Source organism: Azospirillum himalayense (genome assembly GCF_042657465.1).
Classification (GTDB): domain Bacteria; phylum Pseudomonadota; class Alphaproteobacteria; order Azospirillales; family Azospirillaceae; genus Azospirillum; species Azospirillum himalayense.
In genome coordinates this window covers 1-18,521 of record NZ_JBHSLC010000054.1, presented here as the reverse complement: position 1 = coordinate 18,521, position 18,521 = coordinate 1, and the positions used below count along the sequence as shown (strand labels likewise).

Annotated in this window: 22 protein-coding genes; 12 read left to right on the top strand and 10 right to left on the bottom strand. The window is 66.7% G+C overall.

All coding sequences use genetic code 11. The annotated features are described in order from the left end of the window. Positions 1–83: 83 nt before the first annotated feature. The 3 genes from ACFPMG_RS23270 to ACFPMG_RS23260 all read left to right on the top strand — a co-directional run bounded on the left by ACFPMG_RS23270 (position 84) and on the right by ACFPMG_RS23260 (position 4,384). Entirely contained in the window at positions 84–2,096 is a 2,013-nt protein-coding gene (locus ACFPMG_RS23270) for a strawberry notch C-terminal domain-containing protein (RefSeq protein ID WP_465252036.1), read from the top strand. Positions 2,097–2,108: 12 nt separating this feature from the next. Next, the gene (locus ACFPMG_RS23265; protein WP_376997597.1) at positions 2,109–3,131 is read left to right on the top strand and encodes a DUF7146 domain-containing protein; all 1,023 of its coding nucleotides are present in this window, start codon (positions 2,109–2,111) and stop codon (positions 3,129–3,131) included. 314 nt (positions 3,132–3,445) lie between these two features. Then, the gene (locus ACFPMG_RS23260; protein WP_376997596.1) at positions 3,446–4,384 is read left to right on the top strand and encodes a DUF2493 domain-containing protein; all 939 of its coding nucleotides are present in this window, start codon (positions 3,446–3,448) and stop codon (positions 4,382–4,384) included. A 295-nt stretch (positions 4,385–4,679) separates the two neighbouring features. Here ACFPMG_RS23260 and ACFPMG_RS23255 read toward each other — a convergent pair whose 3' ends face one another. Genes ACFPMG_RS23255 through ACFPMG_RS23245 form a run of 3 tightly spaced genes read right to left on the bottom strand, consistent with a single transcriptional unit; the run spans position 4,680 to position 8,334 of the window. Beyond that, entirely contained in the window at positions 4,680–6,593 is a 1,914-nt protein-coding gene (locus ACFPMG_RS23255; RefSeq protein WP_376997595.1) for a hypothetical protein, read from the bottom strand. Next, entirely contained in the window at positions 6,590–7,159 is a 570-nt protein-coding gene (locus ACFPMG_RS23250; protein WP_376997594.1) for a hypothetical protein, read from the bottom strand. The genes ACFPMG_RS23255 and ACFPMG_RS23250 overlap by 4 nt, the downstream gene beginning before the upstream one ends. Continuing rightward, positions 7,156–8,334 carry a dsDNA nuclease domain-containing protein gene (locus ACFPMG_RS23245; RefSeq protein ID WP_376997593.1) on the bottom strand — a complete coding sequence of 393 codons (1,179 nt, stop codon included), beginning with the start codon at positions 8,332–8,334 and terminating at the stop codon, positions 7,156–7,158. Before ACFPMG_RS23245 ends, ACFPMG_RS23250 begins: the two co-directional genes overlap by 4 nt. Positions 8,335–9,460: 1,126 nt before the next feature. Here ACFPMG_RS23245 and ACFPMG_RS23240 point away from each other — a divergent pair. Both ACFPMG_RS23240 and ACFPMG_RS23235 read left to right on the top strand, forming a co-directional pair. Beyond that, positions 9,461–9,757: a DUF736 domain-containing protein gene (locus tag ACFPMG_RS23240; RefSeq protein WP_063634184.1), complete on the top strand. Its 297-nt coding sequence runs from the start codon at positions 9,461–9,463 to the stop codon at positions 9,755–9,757. 304 nt (positions 9,758–10,061) lie between these two features. Continuing rightward, complete coding sequence (locus ACFPMG_RS23235) at positions 10,062–10,235, top strand: hypothetical protein (protein WP_376997592.1); 174 nt, start codon at positions 10,062–10,064, stop codon at positions 10,233–10,235. Positions 10,236–10,356: 121 nt separating this feature from the next. On the opposite strand, the gene ACFPMG_RS23230 is transcribed toward ACFPMG_RS23235, so the two are convergent. Next, positions 10,357–10,593, bottom strand: coding sequence for a helix-turn-helix domain-containing protein (locus ACFPMG_RS23230; protein ID WP_376997591.1), 237 nt, complete (start codon positions 10,591–10,593; stop codon positions 10,357–10,359). 155 nt (positions 10,594–10,748) lie between these two features. Between ACFPMG_RS23230 and ACFPMG_RS23225 the strand changes: the two genes are divergently transcribed. Then, on the top strand, positions 10,749–11,198 hold the full coding sequence (locus tag ACFPMG_RS23225; RefSeq protein ID WP_376997590.1) for a helix-turn-helix domain-containing protein: 450 nt from the start codon (positions 10,749–10,751) through the stop codon (positions 11,196–11,198). Here ACFPMG_RS23225 and ACFPMG_RS23220 read toward each other — a convergent pair. Continuing rightward, positions 11,191–11,403 (bottom strand): XRE family transcriptional regulator, encoded by a 213-nt coding sequence (locus ACFPMG_RS23220; RefSeq protein ID WP_233474968.1) that lies wholly within the window; start codon positions 11,401–11,403, stop codon positions 11,191–11,193. The genes ACFPMG_RS23225 and ACFPMG_RS23220 overlap by 8 nt on opposite strands. A gap of 173 nt (positions 11,404–11,576) precedes the next feature. On the opposite strand from ACFPMG_RS23220, the gene ACFPMG_RS23215 reads away from it, so the two are divergent. Both ACFPMG_RS23215 and ACFPMG_RS23210 read left to right on the top strand, forming a co-directional pair. Further along, positions 11,577–12,158, top strand: a complete 582-nt coding sequence (locus ACFPMG_RS23215; RefSeq protein ID WP_376997588.1) for a hypothetical protein — start codon at positions 11,577–11,579, stop codon at positions 12,156–12,158. A gap of 105 nt (positions 12,159–12,263) precedes the next feature. After that, entirely contained in the window at positions 12,264–14,198 is a 1,935-nt protein-coding gene (locus tag ACFPMG_RS23210) for a diguanylate cyclase domain-containing protein (RefSeq protein ID WP_376997586.1), read from the top strand. Positions 14,199–14,211: 13 nt separating this feature from the next. Here the strand turns inward: ACFPMG_RS23210 and ACFPMG_RS23205 are convergent, their stop codons facing one another. The 4 genes from ACFPMG_RS23205 to ACFPMG_RS23190 form a co-directional block, all read right to left on the bottom strand. Then, the gene (locus ACFPMG_RS23205) at positions 14,212–14,616 is read right to left on the bottom strand and encodes a Ros/MucR family transcriptional regulator (RefSeq protein ID WP_376997585.1); all 405 of its coding nucleotides are present in this window, start codon (positions 14,614–14,616) and stop codon (positions 14,212–14,214) included. A 119-nt stretch (positions 14,617–14,735) separates the two neighbouring features. Next, the gene (locus tag ACFPMG_RS23200) at positions 14,736–15,119 is read right to left on the bottom strand and encodes a response regulator (protein ID WP_376997584.1); all 384 of its coding nucleotides are present in this window, start codon (positions 15,117–15,119) and stop codon (positions 14,736–14,738) included. A gap of 21 nt (positions 15,120–15,140) precedes the next feature. After that, on the bottom strand, positions 15,141–15,515 hold the full coding sequence (locus ACFPMG_RS23195) for a hypothetical protein (RefSeq protein ID WP_376997582.1): 375 nt from the start codon (positions 15,513–15,515) through the stop codon (positions 15,141–15,143). Between the two features lie 108 nt (positions 15,516–15,623). Continuing rightward, positions 15,624–15,866 carry a hypothetical protein gene (locus ACFPMG_RS23190; protein ID WP_376997581.1) on the bottom strand — a complete coding sequence of 81 codons (243 nt, stop codon included), beginning with the start codon at positions 15,864–15,866 and terminating at the stop codon, positions 15,624–15,626. A 236-nt stretch (positions 15,867–16,102) separates the two neighbouring features. Between ACFPMG_RS23190 and ACFPMG_RS23185 the strand changes: the two genes are divergently transcribed. After that, positions 16,103–16,390 carry a helix-turn-helix domain-containing protein gene (locus ACFPMG_RS23185; protein ID WP_376997580.1) on the top strand — a complete coding sequence of 96 codons (288 nt, stop codon included), beginning with the start codon at positions 16,103–16,105 and terminating at the stop codon, positions 16,388–16,390. Positions 16,391–16,497: 107 nt separating this feature from the next. Continuing rightward, positions 16,498–16,971 carry a VOC family protein gene (locus tag ACFPMG_RS23180; protein ID WP_376997579.1) on the top strand — a complete coding sequence of 158 codons (474 nt, stop codon included), beginning with the start codon at positions 16,498–16,500 and terminating at the stop codon, positions 16,969–16,971. A gap of 308 nt (positions 16,972–17,279) precedes the next feature. Here ACFPMG_RS23180 and ACFPMG_RS23175 read toward each other — a convergent pair whose 3' ends face one another. Further along, the gene (locus ACFPMG_RS23175) at positions 17,280–17,522 is read right to left on the bottom strand and encodes a helix-turn-helix transcriptional regulator (protein WP_376997578.1); all 243 of its coding nucleotides are present in this window, start codon (positions 17,520–17,522) and stop codon (positions 17,280–17,282) included. Between the two features lie 197 nt (positions 17,523–17,719). On the opposite strand from ACFPMG_RS23175, the gene ACFPMG_RS23170 reads away from it, so the two are divergent. Then, the gene (locus tag ACFPMG_RS23170; RefSeq protein WP_137103913.1) at positions 17,720–17,995 is read left to right on the top strand and encodes a DNA -binding domain-containing protein; all 276 of its coding nucleotides are present in this window, start codon (positions 17,720–17,722) and stop codon (positions 17,993–17,995) included. A gap of 176 nt (positions 17,996–18,171) precedes the next feature. Next, entirely contained in the window at positions 18,172–18,378 is a 207-nt protein-coding gene (locus tag ACFPMG_RS23165; RefSeq protein WP_376997577.1) for a transcriptional regulator domain-containing protein, read from the top strand. The last annotated feature ends 143 nt before the right edge of the window (positions 18,379–18,521 follow it).

Sequence of the window (18,521 nt, the reverse complement as noted above, 5' to 3'; positions counted from 1 at the left end):
CCGCAGGACCTTCCCTTCATGGGCATGGCCTGCACGGGTAACTCTCACATGCGCCGGAAAGCCCTGGCGAGGGGTAGTGTGACATGTGTTCTTTCAACCACCTGATCACCGCGATGAAGACGCCGACCCTGCTGCGGTCGATCGAGCGCGACCTCGCCGCCGGCCACGCGGTGGTGGTGCAGCTTGTCTCCACCGGCGAGGCGCTGACGGAGCGCCGGCTGGCCGATCTGCCCACCGAGGAATGGGGCGACATCCGCATCGACGTCACGCCGCGGGAGTACGTCCTCGACTATCTGGCCCACTCCTTCCCAGTCCAGTTGCACGAGCCCTTCACCGACGGTGACGGCACCCTGTCGTCGCGGCCGGTGTGGCAGGACGGCCAGCCGGTGCTGTGCCGCGAGGCGGTCGAGCGGCGCGACCGCATGATCGAGCGGCTGGCCGCGCTCGACCCTGTGCCGGGGGCGCTCGACCAGATCGTCCAGCGCTTCGGCGCCGACACGGTGGCCGAGGTCACCGGCCGCTCGCGGCGCATCGTGCGCAAGACCGATCCCGGCGGGCTGGAGCATCTGGCGGTGGAGAGCCGCCCCGGTTCGGCCAACCTCGCCGAGACCCAGGCCTTCCTGGATGACGAGAAGCGCATCCTGGTCTTCTCCGACGCCGGCGGCACCGGCCGCAGCTACCACGCCGATCTCGGCGCCAGGAACCAACGGCTGCGGGTGCACTACCTGCTGGAGGCGGGCTGGAAGGCGGACGCCGCCATCCAGGGGCTGGGGCGGTCCAACCGCACCAACCAGGCGCAGCCGCCGCTGTTCCGTCCCATCGCCACCAACGTGCGGGCGGAGAAGCGCTTCCTCTCCACCATCGCCCGCCGGCTCGACACGCTGGGCGCCATCACCCGCGGCCAGCGCCAGACCGGCGGTCAGGGCCTGTTCCGCGCCGACGACAACCTCGAATCCGTCTATGCCCGCGCCGCCCTCCGCCAGCTCTACGGCCTGCTGCACGCCGGCAAGGTGGAAGGCTGTTCGCTGGGCGCGTTCGAGGCGGCAACTGGCCTATCCTTGAGCGACCGGGACGGCGGCATGCGCGACGAGCTGCCGCCGATCACCACCTTTCTCAACCGGCTGCTGGCGCTGACCATCGGCTTGCAGAACACGCTGTTCACCGTGTTCGAGCAGTTGCTCACCGCCAGGATCGAGGGCGCCATCGCGTCGGGCACCTACGACCGCGGCGTCGAGACGCTGGTGGCGGACAGCTTCACCATCACCGGGCGGCGGACGCTCCACACCCACGCGGCGACCGGGGCGGAGACGCGGCTGTTCACCTTGGCGCGGCGCGACCGCAACCAGCCGCTGGACCTGGAAGAAGCGCTGGAACGCGGCGCCGGGCCGCAGGCCCAGTTGCTGGTGAACACGCGCTCGGGGCGGGTGGCGGTGGCGGTGCCGGCGGCGAGCCTGATGCTGGACGACGGGACGGTGGAGCGCCGGGTGCGGCTGCTCCGGCCGATGGAGCGGGTCACGGTGACGCTGGCCGAACTTGCCCAGAGCCAGTGGCGCCCGACCGAACCACCGGCCTTCTCGGCCGCCTGGGAGGCGGAGGTCGCCACGGTGCCGGAATTTTCCACCAGCACGCTCCACCTCGTGACCGGGCTGCTGCTGCCGGTGTGGCGGCGCCTGCCGGACACGAACCTGCGGGTGGTGCGGTTGCAGACCGACGCGGGCGAGCGGATCATCGGCCGCGTGGTGGCGCCGGACGTTCTGCCCGAGGTCGAGCGGAACTTCGGCGTTGGGGCCGGGGCAGCGGTTCCCGTGCCGTCGGTCGAGGAGTCCTGGGGACTGCTGCAAGGCGAGCGGGTGGCCCTGCATCTGGCCGACGGACTGTGGCTGCGCCGGGTGACGGTGGCGGGCGCGCATCGCGTCGAACTGTTCGGTTTCACCGGCGGGATGGTGGACCGGCTGAAGGCGCTGGGGCTGACGGGGGAGATCATCGCCTGGAGCCTGCGGCTGTTCGTGCCGGTGGGCGAGCGGGGAGCGGCGGTGTTCGCGGCACTGCTCGCGCGGCACCCGCTGCTGCGCGTCGTCGATCGGACGGTTGTGTGAGCGGCCGGCACCGTGTCCGTGGCATCGGAGATGGCGCAGCGCCTCGCGCGGGAGGCCGAGGCGGTGTGCCGGCGCTACCTGCCGATTGGCCGGCGGGAGGGGCGCTACTGGCGGATCGGCGACGTTCAGGGCACGCCAGGGGGCAGCCTTTACGTTCACCTGCACGGCATCGCCGCCGGCAAATGGGCCGACGCCGCCACCGGCGAGCACGGCGACCTGCTCGATCTCATCAGGGCGAACCGGGGGCTCGACCGCCTGCGTGATGTTCTGGCCGAGGCCCGGGCGTTTCTCGGCCAACCGAGGATCGGCCCTGATCCCGACGATCGTCAGGCGCCGGTGTCGGCCGGATCGCCGGAGGCCGCCCGCCGGCTGTTCGCCCGGTCCTTGCCGATCACCGGCACGTTGGCCGAGGCGTATCTGCGCAACCGCGGACTTCCGGACATCCGGACTTCCGGCCCCCTGCGCTTCCAGCCGCGCTGCTGGTACCGGGATGCCGAGGACCGGTTTGCCGCCGGCCCGGCGCTGGTGGCGGCGGTCACCGACCTGGACGGCCGGATCACCGGTGTGCAGCGGCTCTGGCTCGACCCGGTCGGTGGCGGCAAGGCGGCCATGCCGTCACCACGCCGGGCGCTGGGGCGCCTGCTCGGCAATGGCGTCCGTTTCGGCGTGGCGCACGATGCGCTGGCGGCGGGGGAAGGCATCGAGACCATGCTGGCGCTGCGGCGCGCTCTGCCGGTCCTGCCCGCGGTGGCCGCGCTCTCGGCCGGTCACCTTGCTGCCCTGCGGCTGCCGTCGGCGCTGCGGCGCCTCTACATCGCCCGTGACAACGACGCGGCCGGGCAGCGGGCCGTGGACCGGCTGGGCGAGCGTGCCGACGCGGCCGGCGTCGAGATCCGGGTGCTGGCGCCGCAGGCCAAGGACCTCAACGACGACCTTCGGAACCACGGCCTGGCGATGCTTCGGGCGTATCTGCGGGCGCAACTCGCGCCGGAGGAGGGCGCAGGGGGCTGGGAGACCGGCGATCCGGGGGGCTGACGGATAGGCGGGGAGGACGGTCGCCGATGGGGTCGCCAGCTGGCTGGTCGCAGACCGTCCAGTCCGGGAGAGGCCGCGGCCACGGCCTTCCAGCGGGCGATCGGGCGGCAGCCGGGACGGGACCGCAACGGCGGCGGTCAACTTTCTTCCCCGGCCGGGCAAGCCGGCCTTCCTCGCGAAACAAGAAAGCCGCCCGCCGCCGTCCTCCGCTGCGCTGCGGCCCGAGAGGGTGCCGCCCCGCCCCGCCCGCCGCGAAGGGATCGCCACGAAGGCCGCGATGGGCGCGGCCGATCCCAGCCGAAGGACGATCCGCCATGCGCACCCCCTCCGTCACCGACGATGCCGAGCCCCGCCACGCCTCCTCCCCCACCGACCACGCGCTGGTCGAACTCCAGCTCTACGGCCACCGCCCCTTCCAGGACGATCCCGACCCCCGGCCGCTGCCGGATGAGACCGCCATCCGCGGAGCCCTGGCCGACGTCTTCGACGCCCTGGTGGTCACGCTGACGGACACCCGGCTGGAGCCCGACCTGGCCGACCTGCTGTGGTCCACCGTCAACCTGTTCCACCGCGCCGCCGATCGGGTGCAGCGTGAACTCGACGACAACGAGGACGCCCAGAAGCGCAGCCAGCGCGAGCAGGACGGTTCGGAGATCCGCTCGGTCGAGCTGGAGCGCCTGCTGGCCGAGGGGCTGACGCTGATCGAGCGCCGCACCGCCATGGAGACCTTCCGCGACCACGCCGCCGAGCTGTTCGAGGTCCTCACCGGCTCCGGCTGGCGGCCGCGCGCCGGCTCGCTGGTCAGCCGCCGCACCCTGACGGCGTCGCTGATCGACAGCCGCGACTTCCTCGCCGCCAAGCGGCGGGCCGAGACCGAGCCGCTGCTGCCGGCCGGTCCCCGCATCGCCTTCACCGGCGGGGTGGAGTGCAACGATCATCACCACATCTGGGCGGTGCTCGACAAGGTGCGCGCCAAGCACCCCGACATGGTGCTGCTGCACGGCGGCAGCCCGAAGGGTGCCGAGCGCATCGCCGCCTGTTGGGCCGAGCACCGCAAGGTGGCGCAGGTGCTGTTCCGGCCCGATTGGACGCGGCACGCCAAGGCCGCTCCCTTCAAGCGCAACGACCGGCTGCTGGAGGCGCTGCCGATCGGCATCGTCGCCTTCCCCGGCTCGGGCATCGCCCAGAACCTTGCCGACAAGGCTCGGACGATGGGCATCCCGGTTTGGCGCTTCGGTGAGGGTAAGGCGTGAGCGTCCGTCCATCCGGCGATCCGCAAAGGCGGATTGCCGGATTTCCGTAAATCAGAGATCGCAGAAGGTGAGCTTTCGCTCTGCGCCGATAGTGTTGAAAAACTCCCAGCTTGAGGGGGCGAGAAACTTTCCATCTTGCCATGACTATATCGCGCAGCGGTATCTCTTTAGATTGAGAAATTGTAGCTCTATGGCCTCGCGACCAATGTGCGTCCTTGAGAATTATCTGGTTCGAACCAGCCACGGTTGCTTGCTTACGTAGTATCGAGGGTGGGACAGGCCCTCGATACTATGATCAGGCAATATGGACGTGGGTCAGTCGCTGGAAATGCGCGCCGTCCAGACCTTCGAATGACGCGCCGGTCATGATGACTTGCGCTCTGGCATAGTCCTCGGAGCCTAGCAGGTCGATGAAGGGCTGAACGATGAAATTTTCCTTGTCGCCGATCTTCTCCCCAAGGAAATCACCGGGCACATCGATGATCACAAGCCCGGGATAGTGACAGCCCTTAATGGTCGAGAGCGTGAGAAGTCCGTAGTGATAGGCCATCAAGAAGTAGAGGGAATCCGTTCCGCCCAGCGCCTTAGACCATATGCGCCGTCCGACAAGCACCCGAAATGCGCGACCCGAAAGCTCGACGCGTACAGGATTATGTCGCCATGTTTGAGGCTGAAGTTGGTTCAAGGTTTCCAGATAGGCATTCATCCCGACTTCGAGCTGCTCGGCTGCAATATCGAAGTCGATGGCACGAGTTGATTCAGCAACACTGATCTCCAGCGGCGCGATCAGCTTCTCAAGTTTTGCGATCTCGCGCGTGATCTCCAGGCCGACACCCAGCGCCTCAATGACCCGGTCGAGTTGCCGGTCCCGTTCGTTGATCTGACCCAACATCAGGTCGATGGCACTCACATTGTCCTGTGCAAGTGCCGCAACGGCCGAGCGCGCTGGCGCCAACTCTCGGTCAATCGCCCGAAGCTCGATTTCTGCGGCGGCAACATCGGCCGCAAGCTTTTCTACCTCTCTTCCGATCATCGCTAATAGCTCGTCCGCTTCAGCCAATTCGCCGACGAGGCGATTGCGTTCGAAGCGTAATCTCGCCGTGCCCATACCTTCGATCATCGGATCGGCGGGCAGATGCTGATGGCACAAGAAGCAATCGTGACTATGCCCGATTGTTGGCTTCACTGTCTGATCGCAGGCCGGGCAGTGGGTAATCCGCAAATCGGCGAGGATCGCGCCGGCGTCCGCCGCTCGATCCATCCGCTCGATCTCTTCTGTAAGGTCGAGGCGATAACGTTCAACTTCGCCGAGACGCTCGGCAGCTTCCTTCTGCCGGCGGCTGATTTCCTCGATCCCTACCGAGGTGGTGGCGCGCAAGACGCCGAGTTCCGCAACACGGCTACGCTGTCCGGCCGGCAGAACGGTGTCCGCGGTAGTCGATAGAAGCGCATCGCGCTCTTGAAGCAAGCGGGTGCGATGATCTTCCAGTCTCGTCTTGGCAGCCGCAATCGTTGCGGCACTGACATCAAGCTGGATGTCACCATCGGCAAGAAGCTCACGCGATAATTGGTTTAGCGCCGCCGCATAATTTTCGCGCTGAAGCTTCAGTTTCTCGACCTGCAATTTATACTCGACGAGCGTGCCGTAGTCCGAGCTGAAGATATGCTCGGCAAGTCCTGAGAACTGTAAAACGCAAGCAAGTTGCTCGGCTTCGGGTTGGCGGTCGGCAAGATCGGTCCAGAACCCCTGGCGGCGATAGATATGGCGCAGCAGCATCCGAAAGCTCAGTTCGGGCCATGTCTGGCCAGACATCGGATTGCCTTTGGGAAAATTAAGCAGCGGGATGCCAAGCTTGTCGAGCAGCCAATGCTGAAACTCTCGCGCGAGCATTGGTTCCTGATCGACATAAACCTTGCCCTTGCCGCCAGGTTCCTTCCACCGCCGAGAGATCCAGAAGGTTTGCTCGCCGATCCGAATTTGTGCGGAGGCAGCGTCATATTTGAGGGCGAGACCTTCGTCCTCATCATCTTCAAATGGATCGGGGCCGGGATCACCGAGAAGATAGTCGAGGGTCTGGAGCCATTTGGTCTTGCCAGTATTAGGGCTACCGACAAGCAGGTTCACCCCCTCCTCGAAGAACAACCTTTCATTGCCGCCCGTGGTAAAGCGACGATTCAACGACAGGATGGAGAAAAAGATGGTCGTCATCTTTGGATCACACGCCCAATTTCGCGCCGACTGACTTCTGTATCAAATAATCGATAGATTAAATCTTTGAGGTATCCACCTGATTTGGGGCCGAACACAGTCTTGATCTGCTTCATTCGGGCGATGAGAGGCGCGAAGGACGGCCGCTCGGCGAGCCGTTGCGCGCTTTCTTTGCCAAGCGCGGTCAGGCTGATTTGATAGGAGTTCTTCTCCTTTACGACGCTGATCAGTTGCTTGGCTTCAAGATGGGCGAGTACGTGATAGTAGCGCTTGTCCCAGGGGCCATAATGGTGGCGCACCATCGAGGCTTCAACGGCCTGATGAGGGTTCGCGCTTATGTCGCGGTCGCTTGGTGTTTTGGCGATCGCGGCACGCGCAACCTCAAAGAATTCGGGATAGCGCGCGAAGAAGTCGAGTTTAGCCATCTTGGTCAATCCATCGATCCGGCTGGCGGTCCCGCATACCTTCATGAGAAGCAGCAGGCGCGCGGCGTGGAATTCGAGAATATCATCTGCTGCGAGGGGCAGGCTCGCCGGCTGCGTGCCCAGGCGGGACAGCGATTTCATGATGCTGGCGGCTCAAAACGCAGCAGGCAGCGGTCGGCGATGTCGTAGAGGCAGCCCTTCAAGAAGGCGGAATGGTCGGGAACTCCAGTCGGCCGGCTCGCATTGATTGCGTCCATCTGCTCAACGCACCGGGCGTGGAATTGCGTGCCATCGAGTTTCAGCGCGCCAGACATCAGTTGGGTCCGCAGCGTGAGCGCGTCGGATTTAACGCGTCCCTGGAAGGCGCGGATCTCATCCGATTCCATGTAGCGCGGCGACCGGATCAGGGCTGCGTAATCACGTCGCAACTCGATCGCCAGACCGATGATATCCGCTGAGACCCCCACGGCCACGAGCTTATCGGCTAGCTTGCCACCGGATTTCTGAGCAGCGCCTTCAGCGATTTCACGCAGCTTATCGGACCACCAGTTCAGTATGAACTCGCGGGTGATAATCTTCTTGGCCCGATGCGGTACCCATTGGAGGTCGCTCGCCGTCTTCGCCATGGCGCGCAAATCCTCAAGCAGCGTCGTGATTTGCTCGATCAAAAGGACGCAGCCAGCTTTGTTTCCAAGTGAGAAAAGTCGCCGCTGGTTGTCTTTGGCAACTGTTTGCAGGTCGTAACGCGCATCCCAGTGACAATGGGCGAGCCAATAGGCGCTATCATTTCCTTTTGGAGATTTCGCCTCGGGGAATCGTCGGTCTAGTTCCTCGTGGATCTCCCTCATTGCCTCGCAGTCCAAGACCCGAAATTCGGAATCGGCCGGATAGGTCAGGGGCACCAGTGCGCTGGCGGGCGGCCGCAGCGTAACGATCCGGAAGCGGGCGGTTTCCGCATGGCGGTCGCGTGCCAAGGAGCGCTCGAAGAGCGAACTGTTCGGTGATTTCTTCTTCTCGCAGAGCGTGGCGACCGTCCAAAGCTGATCTGGTTCCTCGGCTTTCACCTGCGCATATTCGGCGATCCGCTCGGTCCCGGGACCGGCTGAGCGCACGAGAACGAGATCGTCATGAGTCTCGCAATGTACCTTCAGTAGGTTCGCATCTTCGATCATCTCTAGGAGGAATCCGACGGCGATCTCATCCTGATAACTGAAGCCGCCGCGCGCTATTGGTCCTCCTTCTTCAGAGGGCTGCGCATCGTCGATAGAGGGCCAGTCGATCTGCGCCGCGAGCGCTGGTGCATCGGATCGCGTCACGCAGGCGCCCTCCTGGGTGGTGCAGCAATCCGATCGGTCCGCCATACAGTCATGCGAGACAGCCCAGCCCCAGAATAGTTCGTTCCCTTGCCGACAGGAGACACTGAGCGTACTTGAATTTCAAGGCTTCAACTCTCTTTCCAGTCCCGGTCGGAATGAACAACCTCTCAACGTGGGATTCCGGAACGCCCGGTTCTGCACGCCGTCGGCCCAAAAGTCGATCGGCAAGAATACGCCCGAAGCCGCCGTGGCTCTCCAACAGATCCTAATCATTGCCATAGGGTAGGTGGCCGCTGTAGGCGGCTGTGCGGGCTAGCCCGCCCACCGGGCTCTCGTGAACCGAGCCACCTGTGGTGTCTCGGCCCTTCGGGCTTCGATCCCTGCCGCGGCCGCCGTTTCGGCGGGAGCGAGGGTGAGGGGCCGGTGCATCTTTCAGCATCGGTGCGAGGGCAATCGGTCAGGCAGGGAACGACCACACGGTCATGCCGTCAGATCTCTGCCGAGCCGGCCGCCTCGAAGGCCCGTTGAAGGCTGCCCGGTGCGTAGCCGCGCGACGATCTCCCGCCGCTCTCGAAATGGCGCACCGCCGACACGGACAAAGTCGCCTTCTTGGCCGGGTTCTCCTGGGACCATCGAGGCTGACTCCGGAAGGTTCGGCACTGTTCGGGAGGCGCGTCCTATCTCCGCCGCTCTATCGAGGCGCAATCACGGCCGGTCGGGTCGTGCCCCTTCTGCCGGTGTGGCCGCCGCAGTGTGCCGATGGTGGAGCGCCTGGGAGCGCCCAGCATAACCATCCCTCTCCGGGTCGAAACCCGCTGAGCCATCCGGCGCCCTCAACGGTCCGGAGTCCGGTGCGGCCAGCGCGGCTTTGTCTGCTGGCGACTCTGGCGTCGGGGACGGCTGCCTCGGCAGCCCGACCTCGATCCCGCAACCGGCGAGAGCCGACCGTCTTCCCCGCCGTGCTCGGCCAAGGCCGGCGCGCGGCTTCCTCGCGCGGCAAGACGCCCGGCTCCTGCTGGTCCTCCGCTGCGCTGCGGCCCCTTGGGTGCGGGCCGGTCGCCCGGCGCCCCTGGATCGCCATCAAGGCCGCGATGGTCGCGACCGCACCCCATCAAGGAGACGACAGATGGCCCAGATCGGCAGCTTCACCCGCAGCGACGACGGTTCCTTCGCTGGCACGATCAAGACCCTCACTCTCAACATCAAGGCCCGCTTCGTTCCCATGGAGAAGGAGCACGACAAGTCCCCCGACCTGCGCGCCCTGTGCGGGCCGATCGAGATCGGCGCCGGCTGGCGGAAAGCCGCCAAGGACACCGGCCGGCCCTATCACTCGGTCAAGCTCGACGATCCCAGCTTTCCGGCCCCGATCTACGCCAGCTTGGTCGAAGTCGATGGCGGTTACGCGCTGATCTGGTCCCGCTGAGGTGACACGCCGGTTGCAGCGCTCCGTCCGGGGAGCTGCAACCGGCAGGGCTGTCCGTCCGGTCCATCACGGCGGCGGCGGTCCGATCTGCGGCGTCCCCGTTTTCCCGAACGTTCTATCTGCCTTTTCAGACTTCCCAGCCTACCATGCCGGATCGCTCCGCATCGAGGACGAGCGGTGCCCCCAAAATGCTGCGCATTTCGGCTCCCCCGCTCGCCGGCCGGCCGGTCGCCTGCGGCGAACCTCGACCCGGACCGCTCCGGCACCGTGCGAGCCCTCCTGTCTTCAAACACAGGAGGGACCGATGCTCACCATCGACCGGCAAATCCAGGAACTCCGCGTGGAATTGGCTGCTTGCGTCCTGACCCGTCGCGAGCGTGTCCAGGCCCGGCGGGAGCTGGACACCCTCCTCGCCCGGCAAACGGACCGGGAAGACGCCTTCGAGACCCTGGTCGCCGACGACCCGGCGCCCGATTGAGGCGCTGTTTCTCTGGATAACCGAATGTGTACGATGGTTTCGGGGTGTCCCCATCGACGGCCTGCCACCGCGTTGAACGCGCACGGTGCCGGCCAATCCCTCCCTGTCCTCAGGAGGACGATCAACCGGCCCCTTCGGCAGCCGGGGCACCATCCGGCTCCAGCAACGTGCTCGGCGGCACACCCAGCGCGTCGGCCAGTTCCTTCAGCACCGTGATGGTCGGGTTGCGGGCGCCGCGCTCGATGCCGCTGATGTAGGTGCGGTGCAGCCCCGACTCGAAGGCAAGCTCCTCCTGCGACCAGCCGCGCGTGCGCCTGATCCGCTGAACGTTGAGCCCGACCTGCCTGCGGATGTCCATCCGGGCAGCTAGCCCGCGTGTAGCCTATTGGTCTACAGACTATGAGTAACATTTTCTTGAGAGCATGCGCGCGACGGTCCATGCTGCACAGCCGGCACGCGAGAAAGGGCATGGCCGCATCCCGCAGCCGAAGGCGTGATGCAGGAGGGGGCTTCGTGAACGTCGTACCAGAGGTGAAGAGCAAGAGGCGTGGTCGCGCACAGAAGGCCGGGACCGGCCTGGACACGGTGGATACCCACGTGGGTGGACGGCTGCGGCTGCGCCGTACGCTGGTCGGCCTGTCGCAGACTGAGCTGGGCCGGCGGGTCGGCCTGACGTTCCAGCAAATCCAGAAATACGAGCACGGTACCAACGGCATCGCCGCGTCGCGGCTCTGGCAGTTGGCAGACATACTCGATGTTCCGGTCAGCTTCTTCTTCGACGACATGCCGGACGCGGCGCCCCGTGCCTCCGAGCCGTCCGATCCCGAAACGCCGCCGATGGGGCGGCGGGAGACGCTGGAACTGGTGAAATGCTACTACCGGATCAAGGACCCACGCGTGCGCCGAGGGATCTTCGATTTAGTCAAAGCGACCGTGGGCGCGGTCGAGGGCGCGATCAAATGACGTCCGTCTCCTGCGGCCGATCCTTCTTAAACCGAACCCCTTCGCCGCCGCCGTTCTCTGGGATGAATTCCACACCGGCAGCTTCCAGCGCTGCACGAAGGGCGCGAAGGGTGCGGATATGGAGCCGTCGCTCAGACTCGCGCTCAAAGTCCGCGACGGTCTTCTCGCCGACCTCTGCGGCTTCCGCAAGCTGCTCCTGGCTCATGCGAACCAAGCCGCGCCCCGCCCTGCATTGCGCGGGCGTTATGACGTCTTTTCTGTCGTTGGGCATCTTTTCTGTTGACCTGATTGCAGTCAAACGGCAGAATATCAGTTACTCTGCTTCACGCAAAGGAGGTGGGCGTGTCTCCAAAGGCGCGAGCACCAAAGGCACGCCCTGTGCCTCGCAGGACGAGCTTAGCTGCGGCCGCTCGCCTTCTGACGGCTGCCGTATCCGAGCAACAGAACGCCGACCCGCTCATCCTGCTCTGGCAGGATTGGCGCGAGACCTTCGCCTCCTCGCAGCGGCTGTGCCACGAGGCCCAGCGCCTGGAACGGGAGCTGGCCGAGACGATCGGCTTTCCCCGTGTCGAAATCCCTCTCGACGATCCCGGGCGCCCTTCGGTTGTCGCCACGGACGCCCGCCAGATCGACCGGGTGTTGGGGACAGCACCGGCCACACGGTCGTTGCGCCGGCGCCTGAAGCGCGATCTTGCCACCGCACAGGCGCGCTGGGACGCCGAGGCGGCGGCGGTCGGCCTCACCAGCGCCGTGGAGCGGGAGGCCGCCGCTGACCGGCGGGTGGACGAGTTGCTCAAGACCGCGTCCCGCACGCCCGCACGCTCGATCCCCGGCGTCATCGCCAAGCTCGCCATCGCCACCGAATGGAGCGAGCTGGAGCCGGACGCCGACGGCTATCCGTGGGACTTCATCCGCGGCGTTCTCGCCGACCTGACCGCGCTGACCGCAAAGGAAACGTAGCGCGGCTCGTGCCTCCTCCACGCCTTCGGCAAGTGATCTCCAAGAGAAAATCGGATAAGGTCCGCAATCATAGGAACCATGTTCGGGCGCGAGAGTCGGGATCATTTGACGGCCAACATACGAAGCCTCGTTGCCGCGCTGGTCGGATCGGCGGTCGCCGTCACCATCATCGCCGTGAGCGCCACCACCATCGTCGATCACCGGACCACCCGCCTGCATGCCGAGCGGGAGCTGGATCAACGCACCCTCCTGGTGGCCGAGCATGTCCGGGCGGTGATCCAGACCGACGTCATGCTGCTCGGGCGGGTCGCCGATCATTTCGCCGGCCGGCCGCTGCCGGCCCCCGAGGCGGCGGACGCCGACCGGGAGGTGCTGCGGGCGATGCTTCGGGATGCCGACGGCGTCGATTCCCTGTGGGTGTACGATGAGCGCGGCGATGCCGTCCTCTCCACCGCCGAGGAGAGGCTGGGCCGCTTCAGCGTGGCGGACCGCGAGTATTTCCAGGCGGCCAGGGCCGGCGAGCGGCTGTTCCTCAGCCCGCTCATCTGGGGCCGCGTGACCGGCGGCTTCTTCTTCGTCGTCGCCCGGCGCCTGGAGGACCCCTCCGGCGCCTTTCGTGGCATCGCGGTGGCCGGAGTGCCGGCCGGCCGGTTCGCGGACTTCTACCGCCGCATCGCCGGCGACGAGAACGCCTCGGTCGCCATCCGAAAGCTGAACGGCGATGTCGTCGTGCGCGCCCCGCTGCCCACCGCCGAGCCCGCCAAGGGCTGGCCGGCGGAGTCCTACATTCAGGAGCGTTTGACGGAGGAGGCCGGGGTCTATGAACGCACCTCGACCATCGACGGCATCGGACGCCTGTACGCCTTCCGCCGCCTCGACCCGGAGGGGCTGGTGGTGATCGCCGGCCGGCCGCTGGACGCGCTGTTCGCTCCCTGGTGGTCGCGGACCCTGCTGGTCTGGGCGGTGGGCGGCGGCGGCGTGGCGCTCAGCCTGGCGCTCAGCGTCCTCGTCCTGCGCGGCGCACGCCGCGAGGCTGACGCCCTGCGCGACGCGCTGCGGGCCGTGCGGGAAAGCGAGGAGCGCTTCGACATGGCGGTGGCCGCCACCACGGACGGCATCTGGGACTGGGACCTTCGCACCGACAAGGTCCGCCGGACGGCCAGGATGAAGGCCCTGTACGGCTTGGCCGACCACGAGATGGGCGACGACTCGCGGGAGTTCTGGGACCTCCTGCACCCGGACGACGCCCCGGACCTCCGGGCTGCCGTGCAGGCGCACCTGGAGCGCCGGGCCGAGCAGGTCGAGGCGGAATGCCGCGTGCGCCACAAGGACGGCACCTGGCGCTGGCTGTTCGTCCGCGGCCGGGCGCAGTTCGGCGCCGACGGCGAGCCGCTGCGCATGGTCGGCATGATGACCGACGTGACCGAGCGCCGGGAACGCGAGCTGCTGGTCCAGGCCGCCCATCGGGCGGCCGAGGAGGAGAAGGAGCGCGCCCGGCACGCCGCCAACCACGACCCGCTGACCGGGCTGCCGAACCGCGCCTACCTGACCGAGCGCCTTGCGGCACTGACGGAGGTCGGGACCGCGGACGGCGCCCGGCAGGCGGTGATGCTGCTCGACCTCGACGACTTCAAGGCGGTCAACGACACGCTGGGGCACCCGGCCGGCGACGAACTGCTGCGGATTGTCGCCGGCCGGCTCCGGAGCTGTCTGCGCGACGGCGACTTCGTGGCGCGGCTGGGCGGCGACGAGTTCGCCGTTCTTGTCCCGTCGGCCTGCGGGACGGCGTGCGGCACGCTGGCGCTGGCCGAGCGCATCGTCGCCACGGTGGGGCAGAGCGCGGTCATCGCCGGCCGGCGGGTGCGGGTCGGCTGCTCGGCCGGCGTGTCGGTGTGGACGGCGGCCGAGCTGGAGCCGGAGGAGGCGATCCGGCAGGCGGACGTCGCGCTCTACGAGGCCAAGCGCACCGGTAAGAACCGGGTGGTGCTTCAGGGCTGCGGGGACATGCCGTCTTCCGGCCGCCGCGACGGAACGGCCTGAACGGCGGCACCCGTCATTCCCCCTTGTGCGGCCTCCGGCCGGTTCGGCCGAGTCCCCGCGCCTTGGCGAGCGCGGAGCGCGTGGCGGCATAGGTCGGGGCGGTCATCGGGTAGGTGTCCGGCAGGTTCCAGCGCACCCGGTACTCCTCCGGCGACAGGCCGTGGACGGTGCGCAGGTAGCGCTTCAGCATCTTCAGCTTCCGGCCGTCCTCCAGGCAGACGATGTGGTCGGGGGTCACCGAGCGGCGGATCGGCACCGCCGGCTTCCGGTCGGCGTGCGGCGATTCCACGGGCGTGCCGAGGGTTTCCAGAGCCCGGCGCACGGTGGCGATCAGGGACGGCACCTCCTCGACACCGACGCGATGGTTGCGGACATAGGCGGCCACGATCCTGGCGGCCTGTTCGATGACGTCGGTCATGAGACGGAGCACTCCGCGTTGGCATTGCATAACATCGTGTGAAGCGGCCCGTAGCCGGTCAAACCCGCATTCGTTGCCGGGGTGGCGAGCCATCCCCGTCCGTATATGGCTGGGCGTGGTCATGACGACCCGAGCACGGTTTGGATGGCCGCGATGACCGGCCGAGAACTCACCGGTTTGGTCATGATGATGGTGCCGGCCGCCGTTGCGCTCCGCAGTTCGTCAAGAGCGCTGGCGTCCGGGGCGTCGGTCATCACGACCACCGGCAACGTGGGATACGCCGCCCGCAACTGCCGGATCAGCGCCAAGCCGTCGAGGCGGGGCATCTGGAGATCGGTCAGCAGCACGTCGGCGGGGGTCTGGGCCTGGAGGGCGAGCGCCTGCACCCCATCGTGGGCGAGCGTGACCTGATAGCCCGCCTCCTCCAGGATGGCGCGCAGCGCCCAGGCGACCAGCACCTCGTCCTCGGCGACGAGGACATGGACCGGCGTGTCTTCGGCCATAACTGTCATCCTCAGTCCGCCTCAGGATGCGCCGTCCCGCATCGGCCGCGCGCCGACGATCACCGCTCCTCTATCCAGGCCGACCATGGGGCGCAATGCGGCTATGGTCGAACGCAGCCGCTGCACCTCGGCCACGTACGGCCGCACCACCTCCGCGAAGCGGCACGACGACTGTCCGCCTGTGGACAGGACGGCGCGGGACAGGGTGGCCAGCGTGCCGAAGCCGAAGCCGGCGGCCAGCGATAGCATCGCCCGCGTGTCGTCGCGGATACCGGGCCAATCCCACGGTTCTTGCTGAACCGAGCGCAGCCGCCGCTCCATTTCGTCGTCGAGCGCGGCCAGGACGTCGTCGAACACCGTCTCGCCGAGGTCGCGCCGGAGGACGGCGAGCAGCACGTCATCGTTTCGAGTGGACCCATCTGGCAGGGTAGCCGGCTCAATCGGTCCGTGGTCGGCACGGTGCAGGGGGTCGAGAAGCCGAGTCGCTGAACAGGTCTTGATCATCTATTGCCAGCCGCCCCCGGCAATGAACGCTTGCACGGTCTGTAGATCGTCCTGCCAGCAGCCGGTGCACGGCATGGGGACGCGGAAGCGCTGGGCCTCGTGGTAGATCAGCTCCTTGATGTCCACCGCCTGCCAATAGCTCTCCACCGCTGCGGGCAGGTCGACAGGCGTCAAGACATCGCCATCGGTCATGCACTGCTCGTAGCGCCTTACCAAGGCGGCCAGTTCCCAGACGCGCGGCATCACCCTCGTCCTCCATACCGTTGCCGGCCCTTTCCCGGGCGTTTGTCGCTGCGCGTGTGGCTGGACAGTACCGGTGGCGAGGCGGGACGGGAACGCGGCTTCTCCATCATCACCCCGTGACCGGGAAAAGGTGGCGGATATTTGCAGCCGGAGAGTGTAACGGTTTCACGTCATTGAAGCGACTAAAATAGTCGTCTGTGTGGCGCTGGGCGTGCACATCGGGAATGTGATCGTCGATGATCACACCCAGGCAAATACGGGCGGCACGGGCGCTTCTTGGTTGGACCCAGGAGACGCTGGCGGACACAGCCCTGGTCGCTTTGACCGCCCTCAAGCGGCTGGAGTCGGACCGCCTTGAGGTGCGGGACACGACGCGCGACGCCGTGCGCAAGGCCCTGGAGGATCACGGTGTCATCTTCCTGTCGTCGGCCCGCGGCCTTGGCGTCATGCTGGTCGATCAGCCGGACGACGTGCCGGTAACGCTGGAGGACACCGGCGGGCCGCCACAGCAGAGGCGCGGTTAGGGCGCGTCCTCTGCCGGGGTGGAGAAATGCGCTTGGGCGAACCACCTCAGAAGACAGCCGACGGGGATATGGGGCCGGACTCCGGCTTCACAGCGAAAGGACACGCGATGGCAAAGAACACGATCTGCCTCTGGTACGACAAGGACGCCGAAGCGGCCGCCCGCTTCTACGCCGAGATTTTTCCCGACAGCGTGGTCAGTGCCGTCCACCGTGCGCCCGGCGACTACCCGTCCGGCAAGGTGGGCGACGTGCTGACGGTCGAATTCACCGTGGCCGGCGTCCCGTGTCTCGGCCTCAACGGCGGTCCCACCTTCAAGCACAACGAAGCCTTCTCGTTCCAGATCGCCACCGACGATCAGGAGGAGACCGACCGTTACTGGAACGCCATCGTTGGCAACGGCGGCCAGGAGAGTGCGTGCGGCTGGTGCAAGGACCGGTGGGGTGTTTCCTGGCAGATCACACCGCGCGTGCTGACCGAGGCGCTGGCGGTTGGCGGCGCTGAGGCGAAGCGCGCGTTCGAGGCGATGATGGGCATGACGAAGATCGACGTCGCCGCGATCGAGGCGGCGCGGCGCGGCTGACACTCCCACGCACGACCGCACCGACACCCACCCCCGTCACCGACCGCATCCCTGTGGACCGGGAACGGGGCCTGCGCCCCCAGTGAAGGCTACGAAACGCTGACCATGCCGCCGGTCGAGGGCCGGCGGGTGCGGATGGCACGCCGGTCCCCGATCCGGGATCGGTCTCGTCCATCACCCATCGCTAAAGAATAGACTGAAAGTTTAGCTAAACCCCACCAGATGCGCCGTTGGCAACCAGCCATTATAAGGCATCTAAAGACACGGCGGCGCTGTGATATCCGATGCGCAGCGCCGCCGTTCCGGACCTACGGATTTCCGGCAAGCCGCGCGAGGTAGGGGTGGTTGGGGGGAAGTTCCAGGAGATCACGGGGAAGCACCGAGAGGGCCGCCGCCAGCCGGCCGACGGTGACGACCGTCGCCTTGTGCTCGGCCCGCTCGATGGTGCCGAGATAGCTGCGGTCCATGCCGGCACGGTGCGCCAGCTCCTCCTGTGTGATGCCCTTGGCGAGGCGCAGGCGGCGGACGTTCAGGGCCAGGATGTCGGGCATGTCCTCCATCGGCAGGATGGAGCAGGATTGCGGGACAGGTCTCCACGGGATACATCTCCCATTCGGAGCGGGTGGGGCAAACCGGTGATGTTTCGGTGCCGATCCGCGACACCGCTCCGGATCGTTCCTACATACGCTGGTATGAAGACATCCATCGCTTCGGTGCGGGGCCACACACAGAGGGGAGAGATCAGCCGATGACGACGCCGCAGCTCGAACCGCCGGTTGCCGACGCGCCGCCCTGTTCGGACACTCTGACTGATTACGACCGCCTGCACCTCGTCACCTACCTGCGCCTGCTCGACGCCGAGGCGGATGGGGCCGACCCGGACGAAGTCGCCCGCATCGTGCTGCGCATCGACCCCGCCCGTGAGCCCGAGCGCGCCCGGCACGCCCACGCCACCCATCTGGCGCGGGCGCAGTGGATGACCCGCGTCGGCTACCGCGACCTTCTCCGCCAGGGTATGCACTGAATTTCGCATCGCCGGATTTCCGGAAATCCGCCGTTCCGGATGGCCGGATCGGCGGATTCCGCCGAAGTACGCCGTTCCCGCCGGGCTCTACGCCGTCGGCGCTGTCGCAATTTCAGGGTAGCAGCTCACTTTTTCGATTCGGGCGCAACCTGACGCTGCGCGCGAGCGAAGACATCATGATGACAATGAATGATTGGCGAACATCGACCGCCTACCAGTATGCCCTGACCGTCCCTGTTTCCTGTTGGGCGTGGGAGTTCCTGCGCCGCAACGGGGATTACCAAGCGGATGCGGCTGGACAGCAGGGCGAATCGGCATCCTCCGACGGCACCGGCCATTGGGGGTTGCACTGTCCTGGAGGACCCGGGCAAAAGCGGGGCTGAGACGCTGGTGTTCTGGCGGCCCGAGGTGCTGCCGGCCCTGGTCCGTAAGCGTTACGAACGCCCCCTTCTTCCCGAACCGGGTTCCGTGATCGAGATTGCGCGCGGGCTCACGGGACGCGGAGGGTACGATGGAGGATGGCGCC

What these genes read in the sequence shown, in the direction of transcription:
- ACFPMG_RS23170 (WP_137103913.1), top strand. Translation starts at nt 17,720, where the DNA reads ATGACGACGCCGCAGCTCGAACCGCCGGTTGCCGACGCGCCGCCCTGT.
- ACFPMG_RS23180 (WP_376997579.1), top strand. Translation starts at nt 16,498, where the DNA reads ATGGCAAAGAACACGATCTGCCTCTGGTACGACAAGGACGCCGAAGCG.
- ACFPMG_RS23250 (WP_376997594.1), bottom strand. Translation starts at nt 7,159, where the DNA reads ATGAAATCGCTGTCCCGCCTGGGCACGCAGCCGGCGAGCCTGCCCCTC.
- ACFPMG_RS23200 (WP_376997584.1), bottom strand. Translation starts at nt 15,119, where the DNA reads ATGGCCGAAGACACGCCGGTCCATGTCCTCGTCGCCGAGGACGAGGTG.
- ACFPMG_RS23240 (WP_063634184.1), top strand. Translation starts at nt 9,461, where the DNA reads ATGGCCCAGATCGGCAGCTTCACCCGCAGCGACGACGGTTCCTTCGCT.
- ACFPMG_RS23205 (WP_376997585.1), bottom strand. Translation starts at nt 14,616, where the DNA reads ATGACCGACGTCATCGAACAGGCCGCCAGGATCGTGGCCGCCTATGTC.
- ACFPMG_RS23230 (WP_376997591.1), bottom strand. Translation starts at nt 10,593, where the DNA reads ATGGACATCCGCAGGCAGGTCGGGCTCAACGTTCAGCGGATCAGGCGC.
- ACFPMG_RS23260 (WP_376997596.1), top strand. Translation starts at nt 3,446, where the DNA reads ATGCGCACCCCCTCCGTCACCGACGATGCCGAGCCCCGCCACGCCTCC.
- ACFPMG_RS23165 (WP_376997577.1), top strand. Translation starts at nt 18,172, where the DNA reads ATGATGACAATGAATGATTGGCGAACATCGACCGCCTACCAGTATGCC.
- ACFPMG_RS23220 (WP_233474968.1), bottom strand. Translation starts at nt 11,403, where the DNA reads ATGAGCCAGGAGCAGCTTGCGGAAGCCGCAGAGGTCGGCGAGAAGACC.
- ACFPMG_RS23185 (WP_376997580.1), top strand. Translation starts at nt 16,103, where the DNA reads ATGATCACACCCAGGCAAATACGGGCGGCACGGGCGCTTCTTGGTTGG.
- ACFPMG_RS23175 (WP_376997578.1), bottom strand. Translation starts at nt 17,522, where the DNA reads ATGCCCGACATCCTGGCCCTGAACGTCCGCCGCCTGCGCCTCGCCAAG.
- ACFPMG_RS23190 (WP_376997581.1), bottom strand. Translation starts at nt 15,866, where the DNA reads ATGCCGCGCGTCTGGGAACTGGCCGCCTTGGTAAGGCGCTACGAGCAG.
- ACFPMG_RS23270 (WP_465252036.1), top strand. Translation starts at nt 84, where the DNA reads ATGTGTTCTTTCAACCACCTGATCACCGCGATGAAGACGCCGACCCTG.
- ACFPMG_RS23235 (WP_376997592.1), top strand. Translation starts at nt 10,062, where the DNA reads ATGCTCACCATCGACCGGCAAATCCAGGAACTCCGCGTGGAATTGGCT.
- ACFPMG_RS23255 (WP_376997595.1), bottom strand. Translation starts at nt 6,593, where the DNA reads ATGACGACCATCTTTTTCTCCATCCTGTCGTTGAATCGTCGCTTTACC.